This is a genomic window from Aeromicrobium sp. A1-2 (assembly GCF_003443875.1).
Classification (GTDB): domain Bacteria; phylum Actinomycetota; class Actinomycetes; order Propionibacteriales; family Nocardioidaceae; genus Aeromicrobium.
In genome coordinates, this window is the sequence record NZ_CP027482.1 from 25552 (window position 1) to 38001 (window position 12450).

The following is a 12450-nucleotide window of genomic DNA, read 5'->3' on the forward strand; positions in this document are numbered from 1 at the left end:
GCTGGCGCGCGCGAACGCGGCCCGCATCGGAGTGCGGGCCGCTCCGATGGCGCCTACCGCGCAGCGACCGTGCCGATGGCGGTCCCGTCTGTGGCCGTGCCGTCGAGCACCAGCCAGCCGGTGCTGTTCCCGGTCACCTCGCCGCCGACCGAGATGGCGTAGTCGGCTCCCTTCTCGAGGACATCGGAGGAGTAGATGTAGGAGTCCGAGGCCTTCGGGGTGGAAAAGGACGCGATCTGCGTACCATCGCCATCGGCAATGGTGATGACCGTGTCTGCCGGCACGGTGCTGCCGAAGGTGAGCGCAAGAGTCGCCTGGGAGGAGTCCTCGCCCGGCGCGACCGCCATGGTGGACATGCCGTTCGCCGCGAGCGTCCCCCGGTGATGGTGAACACGTCATCCACGTCGATGGCGCCCTGGCGGACGTTCTCCGTGCCGGAAACCACCAGGGTGCCGCCCGTCATGACCATGGATCCGTTGACATCGACACCGTCGCTGGTCGTGTCGACGACGTACGTGCCGCCGCTGAGCTCCAGGAACCGGTTGCCGTTGTCTCCCTCAGCGGGACCGCCGAAGCCGTTGCCCTCCATCGCGGACACCGTCAGCGAGGCGAGGTCGTCGACTGCGTCGGTCGTGCTGGCCTGGCCCTCGGGCTCGGCGGCGCCACCGGCTTGGTCACCGGCCGGTGCGTCACCTGGGGGCTGACCACCCTCGGGTCGGCTGCCCGCGGCCGCGTCGGGCTCGGCGGCCGTGCCGTCGGTCGACTCGGCAGTCTCCTCTGCGAGCGCTTCCGCGCCACCGGAGACGTTGATGCCGTCATCGGTGGCCACCACGGAGACATCGCCGCCGGAGAGGTACATGTAGGCGCCTTCGATGCCTTCGACACTCTCGGTGATGTCCACGGTTCCACCTGCGATGCGCAGAACGCTGTCGGAGTGAATGCCGTCATCGCCCGCGGCAATCGTCAGGTCTCCGCCAAGCACCGTGACCTGGCGGGCAGCATCCATCGCGTCGGAGCCCGCTGTGAGGTCCAGCGCTCCGCCGTCGATCCAGATGACGCCGACCGCCGCGTCCGGTTCGTCGGTGACCGACTCGTTATCCGATCGCAATGCGTCGCCCTGGGCGTTCGCGGCGAGGGTGCCGCCGGTGATCACGAGCTGGTCCTTGCCGCGCACACCGTCGTCGGCCGCGTCGACCGTGACGTCTCCGCCGGACATGACAAGAGTGTCCTTCGAGGTGATCGCGTCGGCGGCGTGCGCCGTGACGGCCAGTGTGCCGTCGCCGGCGATCCACAGGTTGGCGGACGAGAACAGGGTCGCATTGGGCGAGTCCTCGACCGTCTCGTCCACGGCGGCTCCGGCGGCATCCGCGAGCACGTTGTCGCTGCCGTCCGCCAGCCAGACCACGACTTGCTGGGCCTCGACCACGTTGATGGCAGCCACGTCTGCCGCTGTGATGTCGACGCCATCGAGTACGAGGTTGACGACGTCATCGGGTGCGTCGACGGCGAGCGAGCCCGAGGTCAGCGTGCCGCTGATGCGGTAGGTGCCGGCCGCGTTGATCGTGACGGTATCGCCGTCGACGCTCACGCCGCTGCCGCCCTCAGACGATCCGTCGGCCAGCGTGAGTTCGACGGCTTCGGCCACGTCGAAGGACAGGTCTGCCTCGTCGACATCCAGGTCTGTGTAGATCAGCTCGGAGATGGCTCCGGTCAGCGATGCTGTGTTCGTGCCGGACGCGTTGTCCGCGTTCGCGCTGCAGCCGCTGAAGATGAGCGTCGCGGCCAGGGCGAGGCCGGCGAGGACGGTAGAGGGGCGCTTGTTCATGTCAGGCCTTTCTAGGCCGCCGCGGCGGGCGCGGAGGCAGTGACGGTGGGAACGTAGCGGCGGATGGACCGCGACCACCTGTTCGAGGGCAGGTCGGGGCGCAGCACCGCGAGCGATGTGCAGTACTTGCTGATGCGGGCCGGGCGGATGCCTCTCGCCCACAGTGCGCGGTCGACGGCACCGGCTCCACCTGCTGACTTGGTCTCGACGATCAGCAGCGGGCCGTAGTCCATGCGCCGGCCTTGGACGTCGGCCGCCGCAACGTGTCGGTCCACGGTGACCCGAGCGTCGGCCGTCACGAGTGTGACGCGCTCGTACGACGTGGTCAGCACCTCGGTGAGCTGGCGGGCCTTGTCGCCGATCCGCTCGAACCCACCGACGAAGATCGCTGCGTCGGCCGAAAGAAGACGCCCGCCGTCCGGCGTGCCTGAGTCGAGCCATTGCCGGCTTTTGGCGGTGGCCCCGGACGACGACCGCAGCTTGACCTCGACCGCGCTCGAGCCGGTGTCCAGGTAGTGGCGGGTCCGCACCTTGTAGCGGTGGGGCGGCTGCGGGCCGCGTCCCGGTAGCTGTCCAGCTCAGACGTGTCGTAGTACGTGGAGGAGTACCGGAAGCTACGGCGGCCCTCGATCTCCAGCGCACTCGGCGCGCTGTCGAGCGAGGCGAGCACATGTCCCCAGATGCCGGGGCGGACGATGTACTTGCGGTCGACCCTGGTCTGCAGCGCGGCCTTCTCGTTCACCTCGTCGAGCGTGAGGGTGGGCAGTGCGCGCACGGCGTCCAGCCAGGTCGTCATCGGATGCTCGCTGACGCGACGTCTGCCGGGGTCCGGTTCGAGGCGGAGCTGATTCGGGCGTCCGGGGAATCCGGGACCTCCCGGCCGATGGCGGGCAGGGTGAACCTGACGTCGCACACGGTGCTCTCGGTGACCAGATCCACCTTGCGCAGGCTCACGCGGTCGATGCGAGCGCCGAGCAGCGGTCCGAGCAGGTCGCGGGCCGCAGCCTCGTCGGTGACGGCCCGGTCGAGCACCATGATCTGTTGGCGGGTGCGGGGGAACAGCGCCGGGCTGTCGCCCACGGCGATGACACCCAGCAGCACGGCCATCAGGGTGAAGCTGACGTACGGCGAGATCGAGGGGAAGCCACCCAGTAGGCCGAGGGCGATTGCGGTGAAGTAGTACGCGATCTCGGAGTGGTCCATCTCGGTGGAGCGCAGGCGGATGATCGACAGCACCGCGAAGATGCCAAGGCCGAAGCCGAGCGACAGCTCTGCCGTGGACATCGCATACGTGACGCCCATGACTCCCACATTGATGGACATGAACGCGACGATCAGATCACGTCGACGGTGCCGGGGAAGTACAGGGCGAAGACCAGGAAGCCGATGGCAACGAGATCAGCCGCGATGAAGGTGAAGACAGACATGTGGATCCTTGGCGGGTCGTGGTTCAGTGGGGACCTTGATGTCTCCATAGGACACCGCCGGGATTTGGGGGGTCTGTACGTTTCCTGTGAGGCGCATCCGAGCTGTCTCGGGAAGCATTCATCGATCGTCAGCTGCGCGCCTGGTCAGCGGTTCCTCAGGCCGGTCCGGTGCTGGCGACCTCGTAGCGTTGCACCACCGCACCCAAGATCGCGGGCATCGGGGCATGGTCGCCTTCGGACTCAGACTCACGGAACGTCATCAGGAGCCTCACCTGCGGCGGCATGCCCGCTGCTCGGTCTTGAGCAGCTTGCCGCTGGCGTTCAGAGGAAGAGCATCGACGAAGGCCACTCCTACCGGGCGCTTGTAGTGGGCCATCTGGTCGCGGATGAACGCGACCAGGTCTCCGCCGCGACCGAGATGAAGTCCAAGGGCCCGAGGTCATCTGTCGCCGTAGTGGCACCAGCACCGGTGTTGCGTTCGACTACACCTGCGGTCGTATCGGCTATGAGCCCGAACCTTTCGCTCAAGCCGAGCAACTGCGCCAACTCGGTCGAGTACTTGCCGCGGACAAGCGGTTCGTGTCCGCGGTGACGTCGTCAGCATCCGCCCCTGGCGTGGTGGCGGGAAAGCTCAGTTGATCTGGCGGTCCTGGCCCTCCCAGTAGGGCTGGCGGAGCTTGAACTTCTGCAGCTTGCCGGTAGCGGTCCGGGCGAGCTCGTCGCGGAACTCGATCTTCTTGGGGCACTTGTAGCCCGCGAGGTACTGGCGGCAGTGTGCGATCAGCCCGGCCTGGTCGATGGGCTCGGCGTCCGGGTCCAGGACGACGAGGGCGGTGATGAGCTCGCCCCACTTCTCGTCGGGGATGCCGATGACCGCGACCTCGCGCACCGAGGGGTGTGAGGTCAGGGCATCCTCGACCTCGATCGAGGAGACGTTCTCGCCGCCCGTGATGATGACGTCCTTCTTGCGGTCGGCGATCGCTATGTAGCCGTCCTCGAAGGTGCCGCCGTCACCGGTGTGGAACCAGTTGCCGGCCTGGGCCTGCTCGGTCGCATCGGGGTTGTCCCAGTACGACGCCAGGTTGTGGTTGGACTGCGCCAGGACCTCGCCCTGGTCGTCGATCCGCATGCGCACGCCGATCGCGGGTGCGCCGGCCCGACCGAGGTTGAGTGCTTGCTGGTGTGGGTCGAGATCGTCCCACTCCGCGCGCATGCGCGACATCGTCAGCAGCGGGGAGGTCTCGGTCAGGCCGTAGATCTGGATGAACTCCCAGCCCAGCTCCTCACGGACCCGCTCGATCGTGCGGGTCGGTGGGGAGCGCCGGCCACGATGATCCGGACGCGGTCGCTGCCCGGGATCGGCCCGTCCCACGTCTTGGCGGCGTCGAGGCAGGCCGTCACGACGGCAGGGGCGGCGCACATGTAGGTCACACCATGCTTCTCGATGCGGCGCAGGATCTCTCCGCCGTCGACCTGTCGCAGGACAATGTGGGTCGCGCCCATCCCGGTCGCGGCGAAGGGGTGGCCCCAACCGTTGGCGTGGAACATCGGCAGGGTGTGGAGATAGACGTCGCGGTCCGAGACCGAGGCCTGCCAACCGAACACCGTCGCGTTGAGCCAGTTGTTGCGATGCGTCAGCTGGACGCCCTTGGGGCGTGCGGTCGTGCCGGAGGTGTAGTTGATCGTGGCGGTCGCGCTCTCGTCGCCGGCCCACGGCTGCGGCTCGGCGGTCGAGCCCCAGATCTTGTCGTCGTCCTCACCCAGGACGAAGATGCGCTTGCAGTCGATCTCGTCGACGAGGTGACGCAGGTCGGGGTCGACCATCATGACCTCGGCGCCGGAGTTCTCGATGATGTAGCGGATCTCGGCCACGGCCAACCGGAAGTTGACCGGTACCAGGACCCGGCCCCAGCCCGAGACGCCGTAGAACGAGGCGAGCATGCGCGCGGAGTTCTGCGACACGATCGCGACCCGGCCACCGACCGGGACACCCATCTCGTCCAGGGCTGCGGCCTGAGCCCTGGCCCGGCGGCCCAGCTCGGCGTAGGTGATCTCACCCCACGAGTCGGCCGGCTGATCAGGCTCGTCGACGACGGCGATCCGATCGGGATAGACCGTGACAGCACGGTTGAGGAAGTCCATGACGGTGAGCGGATAGAACACAGGATCCTCCGAGGGGTATGGCGCGGGTCACATCATGTCTATCCTGCACCTCGCTGCGAAGTAGTTGCACAGCGAGCCGGACGGTAGCGTCGGGTTCATGACTGACTTGTCGTTCGAGCACTCCGAATCCATCCACGTCGACCGCAAGCCCGAAGCGGTCTATGACTTGGTCAGCGACATCGCCCGAACGGGGGAGTGGAGCCCGATCTGCACTGGATGCGAGTGGGACGACGGGGACGGCCCCGCCGTGGGTGCCCACTTCACCGGAACCAACGAGGTGCCGGGACGCACGTGGAAGACCCGCTCGACCGTCGTGGCCGCCGAACCCGGTCGTGAGTTCGCCTGGGAGGTCGGAGATGGGTTCGTGCGTTGGGGATACGAGATCGAGCCGGACGGGTCGGGTGCAAAGCTCACCGAGTCGTGGAAGTTCTGCGAACCGGGACTGAAGTTCTTCGCCGACACGTTCGGCGAGACGGCGGACGCCGAGATCGAGACCCGCACCCGCGCTGCCCATACGGGCATCCCAGTCACCCTGGCTGCCATCAAGCAGGTTGCCGAGAGCGCCTGAACGTCGACAGGTGGCCCAGCGCGACGGGTCCGCGTGGGGCTCGGGCTACCGTGGGCCGCATGACGATCACCGCGACACTCGAAATGCGTTTCAAGCCCGATCTCCTGGACGAGGCCAAGGCCGTACTGGTCCGGGTGCTCGCCGAGACCCGTGCATTCGAGGGAAACCTGGGCGTCGACGTCCTGGTCGACCTCGAAGACGCGGGCCACTGGGTCGCGAACGAGATCTGGGAGTCCGTCGAGCACGACGACGCCTACCGCGCCTTCCGAGCCGGGGAGGGACGGATCACCGATCTCGGTCCGCTGCTCGCAGCCGCGCCGGTCCTGACCCGATGGGCCCCGATCGACGGGGTCTGACCTCCTACCCACGCCGGGCTCGGGCTCGGCGTTCCCGGGGCCTACGGCAGCTCGGTCCCGTCCGGGATCTCGAACGTCTTGAAGCGGGATGTGCCGCCCTTCTCCAGCACGACCTTCGATTTCGACAGTCCCAGTGATGTGGCCAGAAAGTCGCGCAGCGCGGTATTCGCCTTGCCATCGACGGGGGCGCGGCGATCCGCACCCGCAGCAGCGGTCCGACCAATGGATCGGTCTCCCAACCGATGACCTCGCTCCTGCGGGCATTCGGGGTGGCCCTGACGCGGAGCTTCATAGCGTCAGGAGACGGGAAGATCCCCGCACGGGTTCGCCGCTACTTGTCGTAGCCGTAGAAGCCCTGGCCGGACTTCTTGCCCATCAGGCCGGCGTCGACCATGCGGTCGAGCAGCGGCGGCGGCGAGTACAGCGGCTCCTTGAACTCGTCGTACATCGACTTGCCGATCGCCTTGATCGTGTCGAGACCGATTAGGTCCGAGAGAGCGAGGGGTCCCATGGGGTGGCCGCAGCCGAGCACCATGCCGCGGTCGATGTCGGCGGCCGAGGCATAGCCGGCCTCGTACATTCGGATCGCCGAGAGCAGGTACGGCACCAGCAGGCTGTTGACGACGAACCCGGCCCGGTCGGTCGCGTCGATGGGCTTCTTGCCGAGGGTCTCGGTGACCCATGATCGCATGCGGTCGAGGGTCTCCGGCGAGGTCGTCAGCGACGGTATGAGCTCGACGAGCTGCATGACGGGTGCTGGGTTGAAGAAGTGCACACCCATGACGTGGTGCGCCCGACCGGACACCGCCCGAGCTTGACGATCGGGATCGAAGATGTGTTGGACGCCAGAATCGCGTCGTCCTTGGTCAGGATCGTGCCGAGGGTGCGGAACAGGTCGAGCTTGATCTGCTCGTCCTCGCTGGCGGCCTCGACCACCAGGTCGCGGTCGGCGAGCGTCTCGAGGTCGGTCTCGAACCGGATCCGGTCCAGGACGGCAGTGACCTCGGCCGATTCGATCTTGCCGCGGGACTCCGCCCGGCGCAGCGATCCCTCGACCCGCTCGGCCGCGGCCTTGGCGGCGTCGGCGTTGATCTCGATCACGATGACGTCCAACCCGGCCCGGGCCGCAACCTCGGTGATGCCGGAGCCCATGAGCCCTCCGCCGATGACGCCAACCTTGTCAATGCTGCTCATGCTGCTCCTCGAAAGTAGTAGGACGTCAGACTATCCCGCCCGACCCGAACAACATGAGGGGCTCCTCATGTTGTCGGTCGCGTTGTGCATCATGCACAACAGGTCTGGCGAAGTTCGTATCGTGCGGACGTGTGCAGGCGGGCCCGGACTATCTAGTGTCGTGGATCACACCCAACATCGAAAGTGGTCCTGTGCACCTCGCGTACCTCCCTTGGCACCAACCGGCCTCGCGCCGCGACGCCCCCTGTCTAGCCGACGACCGGGTGTCCCTGACGTACGCCGAGGTCGACGACTGGGCCGCGGCCGTTGCCGGTCAGCTGGCGAATCACGGATTTGGTCGAGGCGACGTGCTCGCGATCATGCTGCCCAATCGTGCCGAGCTGATCATCGCGATGTTCGCCGCCTGGCGACTCGGCGGTGCGGTCACCCCGATCAACCCGGTGTTCACCGCGACCGAGGCCGAGCACCAGATCCTCGACTCCGGCGCCGTGCTGGTGATCGCTTCAGGACCCGATGCGCCGCACGCTGGTCTGCCGATGATCGACGTCGACGACCTGGTGACCGCGACCGAGGGCGCACCCCCACCGGTCGACCTGGGACCGGACGACCTCGCCCTGCTGATCTACACCAGCGGATCCACCGGAAGCCCCAAGGGCGTCATGCTGGACCACGCGAACCTCGAGGCCATGACGACCTCGATGGGCGACCACATCGACGTCGGCGAGGACGACCACTGCCTGCTGGTCCTGCCGCTGTTCCACGTCAACGCCATCGTGGTCAGCACGCTGACTCCGCTCTCGCGCGGCGGACGCATGACGGTCGTCGGAACGTTCCGCCCCAGCACGTTCTTCGACCACGTCGAGCGGCTGCGTCCGACGTACTTCTCGGCCGTGCCGACGATCTATGCCCTGCTGGCCTCACTGCCCGACGACGTACGCCCCGACACCTCGTCGCTGCGGTTCGTCGTCTGCGGCGCGGCGCCGGTCTCTGCCGAGCTGCTGGAGCGCTGCGAGGCACGTTACGGATTCACGATGGTGGAGGGCTACGGCCTGACGGAGGGGACCTGCGCCTCGGCCTGCAACCCCATCACAGGGGTCCGCAAGCTCGGCACCGTCGGACCGTCGATGCCCGGCCAGCAGATCCGCATCGCCGGACCGGACGGCGAGGACGTACCGACCGGCCAGACCGGTGAGGTCCTGATCAGTGGGCCGACCGTGATGCGCGGCTACCTCGGCAAGCCCGAGGCGACCGCCGAGACCATCGTCGACGGCTGGCTGCACACCGGCGACGTGGGCCGACTCGACGACGACGGCTACCTGTCGATCGTCGACCGGGTCAAGGACATGATCATCCGCGGCGGCGAGAACATCTATCCCAAGGAGATCGAGACCGTTCTGGCGCAGCTCGAGGAGGTTCTCGAGGCAGCGGTCGTCGGCCCCCGAGGAGATCCTCGGCGAGGTGCCGGTCGCGTACGTCACGCTCTATCCCGGCTCGACGGTGACCGAGGACGATCTGGTCGCGCACTGCCGGCTGCACCTCACGAGGGTCAAGGTGCCCGAGAGCATCACGATCGTCGAGGCGTTGCCGCGCAATCCCGTGGGAAAGATCGACAAGCCCGGACTACGCAGGGCGCTGCAACCGCAGACCGCCTGACCCACCCCACCCAGGAACGACAGCGCGAGAGCTTCTCGCGTCGGTTCCCGCTGCACGCACGAAGGAGCACGAGATGGGCATCAAGACAGCCGACATGCCGCCGGTCGACCCGGCCGAGTTCGGATCACTCCCGTTCATGGAGCGGATGAAGCTGCTGGCGATCCACTGGGGCGAGTACGGCTTCGGCGGCCCCAAGCAGATCCACCTGCTCTACGTCTTCAAGCTGATCTTCTACGTCCTGGTCGGCTACACGATTGTGTGGGCGACGACGCCCGGGCTCGGCGGCTGGGCCGAGGTCGGCAACTTCTGGGGCGAGCCGATCCTCTACCAGAAGCTCATGGTCTGGACGATCCTGTTCGAGATCCTGGGTCTCGGCGCCTCGTCCGGCCCGCTGGCCTTCAAGTTCAGCCCGATGATCGGCGGTTCGCTGTACTGGACCCGCCGCAACACCCTGCGCGTCCCGCCCTGGCCGGGCAAGGTGCCCTTCACCGAGGGTGACCACCGCACGACGTGGGACGTCACGCTGTACGTCGTGATCGTCGCGAACCTGGTCTATGCGCTCGTCGCACCCGGTGTCAGCACCGACCGGCTTCCCGGCAGCGAGGCCGGGATGATCGCCGCGTGGCCGCTGCTGACCTTCCTGGTCCTCATCGTCGCGATGGGCCTGCGGGACAAGGTCGTGTTCCTGGCCTCGCGCCCCGAGCAGTACCTGCCGATCATCTTCTTCTTCGCGGCGTTCAACCTGGTCGACATGATCGTGGCGGCCAAGATCGCGATGGTCATCATCTGGATGGGTGCCGGTGTCTCCAAGTTCGGCCACAACTTCACCAGTGTCGTCGCGCCGATGGTCAGCAACACGCCGTGGATCACCTCGACCCGGTTCAAGCGCTCGCTCTACCGTGACTGGCCGCGCGACATCCGCCCGTCCAAGGTCAGCAGCTCGCTGGCCCACATCGGCGGCACGACCGTCGAGCTGGTGCTGCCTTTGGTCCTGCTGTTCTCGACCAACCGGACGCTGACCCTGCTGGCCATCATCGGCATGATCTTGTTCCACGCGTTCATCACCTCGACGTTCCCGCTCGCGGTGCCGCTGGAGTGGAACGTGTTCTTCATCTTCGCGCTGTCGTTCCTGTTCTGGGAGTTCCCCGCGCAGAGCGGCTTCGGGATCGGTGACATGACGCCAGGGATCCTCGTGGGTGTCCTGGTGGCGCTCCTGTTCTTCCCGGTGCTGGGTAACCTGCGACCCGACCTGGTGTCGTTCCTGCCCTCGATGCGGCAGTACGCCGGCAACTGGGCCTCGGCCACCTGGGCGTTCCGCGGCGACGCCGAGGAGAAGCTCAACACCCACATCACGAAGTACAACTCCAACCAGGTCGACCAGCTGACCGCAGCGTTCGGCCCGGAGGTCGCGGAGATCTTCATGCAGAAGGCCGTCGCCTGGCGAACCATGCACGTACAGGGTCGGATGCTGATCTCGATGATGATGAAGCACCTCGACTCGCTGGAGAACTACACGATCCGCGAGGGGGAGTTCACCTGCTCAACGCTCGTTGGTTGGCAGTTCGGCGACGGGCACCTGCATGACGAGCGGCTCATCAGCGCGGTGCAGAAACGTTGCAACTTCGAGCCGGGCGAGCTCGTCGTCACCTTCACGGAGTCGCAGGCGATCAACCGCGACTACGTCGAGTACCGGGTCATCGACGCGGCGCTGGGTGTCGTCGAGCGGGGGACGTACCTCGCCAAGGTCGCTGCGGAGGAGCACCCGTGGCTGCCCAACGGGCCGATCCCGCACACCGTCACGTGGACCCTTGAGGGATACGTCCCGCAGGGTGACGTGTCTACAGTGACTGCATGACTCAGGCGGTTGTGGTCGGCAGCGGGCCCAACGGGCTCGCTGCCGCCGTCACCCTCGCCGCGGAGGGTGTCGAGGTCCGGGTGCTCGAGGCCGCAGCGACGATCGGCGGCGGCACCCGTAGTGGGGAGTACACGCTGCCGGGCCTCCTGCACGACGAGTGCTCGGGATTCCACCCGTTGGCTGTCGACTCGGCCTTCTCGCGGCGCATAGACCTCTCGCGGTACGGCCTGACGTGGCGGTGGCCGGAGGTGCAGTACTCCCACCCGCTGGACGGTGGTCGTGGCGCTGCGGCCCGTCGATCCGTGCCGGAGACCGCCGCGACACTGGGCGAGGATGGCCGGGCGTGGCAGCGGGTGTTCGGCCCGCTCGCGTCGCGCTTCGGCGATGTCACCCGCGACTTCACCCGACCGCTCCTGCACGTGCCCGAGCACCCGATCAAGCTGGGACGCTTTGGTGCCTACGCCGCCATGCCGGCAGCCCTGATGGCTCGCCGTTTCTCGACCGAGGAGGGTCGGGCGCTGTTCGGCGGCGTCGCGGCGCACGCGTTCCGGCCGTTCGGCGGGCCGATGTCGTCGGCGGTGGGGATGGCGCTCGGCACGTCAGCGCACACCTACGGCTGGCCCGTCGCCGAGGGAGGGTCCGCGGCGATCACGACCGCGATGGCCGATCTGCTCGGCGACCTCGGCGGCAAGATCGAGACAGGTGTCCGGGTCTCGTCGATCGAGGAGCTCGGCGACCCCGACATCGTCATGCTCGACACCGCCCCCGAGGCCGCGGCACGCATCCTCGGAGACCGGATGCCCGGCCGGATCGCGCGGGCCTACCGCAGGTTCGAGCACGGCCCCGGGGTCTTCCAGGTCGCGTTCGCGGTCGAGGGCGGTATCCCGTGGACGCACCAGGACTCACGGCTGGCCGGCACGGTGCATGTGGCCGGATCGTACGCCGAGGTCGCCCAGGCCGAGCGGGACGTGCACGCTGGCCGGATGCCGGACCGTCCCTTCGTGCTGCTGGGTCAGCAGTATCTGGCCGATCCCTCGCGCTCCCACGGCGACGTCCACCCGGTCGACGCCTACGCGCACGTGCCGACCGGCTGGACCGGAGATGCGACCGAGGCGATCGAGCAGCAGATCGAACGATTCGCGCCGGGATTCCGCGATCGCATCGTCGGCCGCCACACGCGCTCCGTGGAGCAGATCGAGTCGTCCAACGCGAACTATGTCGGCGGCGACATCATCACGGGGGCAAACACGCCACTGCGACTGGTCTTCCGTCCGCGCATCGCCCTCGACCCGTATCTCACTGGCGTCGACGGCGTTTATCTGTGCTCTGCGGCGACGCCTCCGGGCGCCGGCGCGCACGGGATGTGCGGCTTCAACGCGGCACAGTCCGCGCTGAAGCGCTTGGGGTGA

At 67.5% G+C, this 12450-nt stretch carries 14 protein-coding genes and 2 pseudogenes; 6 read left to right on the top strand and 10 right to left on the bottom strand.

Annotation, left to right across the window (positions count from 1 at the left end):
- Nucleotides 1-133 precede the first annotated feature (133 nt).
- The 7 genes and pseudogenes from C6I20_RS00135 to C6I20_RS17535 all read right to left on the bottom strand — a co-directional run bounded on the left by C6I20_RS00135 (nt 134) and on the right by C6I20_RS17535 (nt 5415).
- Entirely contained in the window at nt 134-1825 is a 1692-nt protein-coding gene (locus tag C6I20_RS00135) for a carbohydrate-binding domain-containing protein (RefSeq protein ID WP_118394112.1), read from the bottom strand.
- An 11-nt stretch (nt 1826-1836) separates the two neighbouring features.
- Nucleotides 1837-2358: pseudogene (locus tag C6I20_RS00140) on the bottom strand (VTC domain-containing protein); the annotation flags it as partial.
- A 259-nt stretch (nt 2359-2617) separates the two neighbouring features.
- Nucleotides 2618-3148, bottom strand: coding sequence for a DUF4956 domain-containing protein (locus C6I20_RS00145; RefSeq protein WP_216822949.1), 531 nt, complete (start codon nt 3146-3148; stop codon nt 2618-2620).
- A gap of 259 nt (nt 3149-3407) precedes the next feature.
- A complete protein-coding gene (locus C6I20_RS17700) occupies nt 3408-3536 on the bottom strand; it encodes a hypothetical protein (RefSeq protein WP_256372159.1) in 129 nt (42 codons plus the stop codon).
- Complete coding sequence (locus C6I20_RS17760) at nt 3521-3652, bottom strand: hypothetical protein (RefSeq protein ID WP_371682669.1); 132 nt, start codon at nt 3650-3652, stop codon at nt 3521-3523. The genes C6I20_RS17700 and C6I20_RS17760 overlap by 16 nt, the downstream gene beginning before the upstream one ends.
- Nucleotides 3653-3883: 231 nt before the next feature.
- Nucleotides 3884-4474, bottom strand: coding sequence for a class I adenylate-forming enzyme family protein (locus C6I20_RS17530; protein ID WP_371682645.1), 591 nt, complete (start codon nt 4472-4474; stop codon nt 3884-3886).
- Between the two features lie 23 nt (nt 4475-4497).
- Nucleotides 4498-5415: an AMP-binding protein gene (locus C6I20_RS17535; RefSeq protein WP_254052190.1), complete on the bottom strand. Its 918-nt coding sequence runs from the start codon at nt 5413-5415 to the stop codon at nt 4498-4500.
- Between the two features lie 97 nt (nt 5416-5512).
- On the opposite strand from C6I20_RS17535, the gene C6I20_RS00160 reads away from it, so the two are divergent.
- Together C6I20_RS00160 and C6I20_RS00165 are read left to right on the top strand one after the other, a co-directional pair.
- Nucleotides 5513-5983: an SRPBCC family protein gene (locus C6I20_RS00160; protein WP_118394115.1), complete on the top strand. Its 471-nt coding sequence runs from the start codon at nt 5513-5515 to the stop codon at nt 5981-5983.
- 59 nt (nt 5984-6042) lie between these two features.
- On the top strand, nt 6043-6339 hold the full coding sequence (locus C6I20_RS00165; protein WP_118394116.1) for a putative quinol monooxygenase: 297 nt from the start codon (nt 6043-6045) through the stop codon (nt 6337-6339).
- A gap of 41 nt (nt 6340-6380) precedes the next feature.
- On the opposite strand, the gene C6I20_RS00170 is transcribed toward C6I20_RS00165, so the two are convergent.
- The 3 genes from C6I20_RS00170 to C6I20_RS17770 form a co-directional block, all read right to left on the bottom strand.
- Entirely contained in the window at nt 6381-6578 is a 198-nt protein-coding gene (locus C6I20_RS00170) for a DUF167 domain-containing protein (protein WP_216822939.1), read from the bottom strand.
- Nucleotides 6579-6670: 92 nt separating this feature from the next.
- On the bottom strand, nt 6671-7087 hold the full coding sequence (locus C6I20_RS17765; protein ID WP_371682649.1) for a 3-hydroxyacyl-CoA dehydrogenase family protein: 417 nt from the start codon (nt 7085-7087) through the stop codon (nt 6671-6673).
- Nucleotides 7057-7533, bottom strand: coding sequence for a 3-hydroxyacyl-CoA dehydrogenase NAD-binding domain-containing protein (locus tag C6I20_RS17770; RefSeq protein ID WP_371682650.1), 477 nt, complete (start codon nt 7531-7533; stop codon nt 7057-7059). Before C6I20_RS17770 ends, C6I20_RS17765 begins: the two co-directional genes overlap by 31 nt.
- 53 nt (nt 7534-7586) lie before the next feature.
- On the opposite strand from C6I20_RS17770, the pseudogene C6I20_RS00180 reads away from it, so the two are divergent.
- The 4 genes and pseudogenes from C6I20_RS00180 to C6I20_RS00190 all read left to right on the top strand — a co-directional run.
- A pseudogene (locus C6I20_RS00180) lies at nt 7587-8705 on the top strand (class I adenylate-forming enzyme family protein); the annotation flags it as partial.
- Nucleotides 8706-8991: 286 nt separating this feature from the next.
- On the top strand, nt 8992-9186 hold the full coding sequence (locus C6I20_RS17725) for a hypothetical protein (RefSeq protein ID WP_371682670.1): 195 nt from the start codon (nt 8992-8994) through the stop codon (nt 9184-9186).
- Nucleotides 9187-9259: 73 nt separating this feature from the next.
- Nucleotides 9260-11041 (top strand): DUF3556 domain-containing protein, encoded by a 1782-nt coding sequence (locus C6I20_RS00185; protein ID WP_118394117.1) that lies wholly within the window; start codon nt 9260-9262, stop codon nt 11039-11041.
- Nucleotides 11038-12450 (top strand): NAD(P)/FAD-dependent oxidoreductase, encoded by a 1413-nt coding sequence (locus C6I20_RS00190; protein WP_118394118.1) that lies wholly within the window; start codon nt 11038-11040, stop codon nt 12448-12450. The genes C6I20_RS00185 and C6I20_RS00190 overlap by 4 nt, the downstream gene beginning before the upstream one ends.

What these genes read in the sequence shown, in the direction of transcription:
- C6I20_RS00135 (WP_118394112.1), bottom strand. Translation starts at nt 1,825, where the DNA reads ATGAACAAGCGCCCCTCTACCGTCCTCGCCGGCCTCGCCCTGGCCGCG.
- C6I20_RS00190 (WP_118394118.1), top strand. Translation starts at nt 11,038, where the DNA reads ATGACTCAGGCGGTTGTGGTCGGCAGCGGGCCCAACGGGCTCGCTGCC.
- C6I20_RS17765 (WP_371682649.1), bottom strand. Translation starts at nt 7,087, where the DNA reads ATGCAGCTCGTCGAGCTCATACCGTCGCTGACGACCTCGCCGGAGACC.
- C6I20_RS00185 (WP_118394117.1), top strand. Translation starts at nt 9,260, where the DNA reads ATGGGCATCAAGACAGCCGACATGCCGCCGGTCGACCCGGCCGAGTTC.
- C6I20_RS17770 (WP_371682650.1), bottom strand. Translation starts at nt 7,533, where the DNA reads ATGAGCAGCATTGACAAGGTTGGCGTCATCGGCGGAGGGCTCATGGGC.
- C6I20_RS00165 (WP_118394116.1), top strand. Translation starts at nt 6,043, where the DNA reads ATGACGATCACCGCGACACTCGAAATGCGTTTCAAGCCCGATCTCCTG.
- C6I20_RS00145 (WP_216822949.1), bottom strand. Translation starts at nt 3,148, where the DNA reads ATGTCCATCAATGTGGGAGTCATGGGCGTCACGTATGCGATGTCCACG.
- C6I20_RS17530 (WP_371682645.1), bottom strand. Translation starts at nt 4,474, where the DNA reads ATGTCGCGCATGCGCGCGGAGTGGGACGATCTCGACCCACACCAGCAA.
- C6I20_RS00160 (WP_118394115.1), top strand. Translation starts at nt 5,513, where the DNA reads ATGACTGACTTGTCGTTCGAGCACTCCGAATCCATCCACGTCGACCGC.
- C6I20_RS17700 (WP_256372159.1), bottom strand. Translation starts at nt 3,536, where the DNA reads ATGCCGCCGCAGGTGAGGCTCCTGATGACGTTCCGTGAGTCTGAGTCC.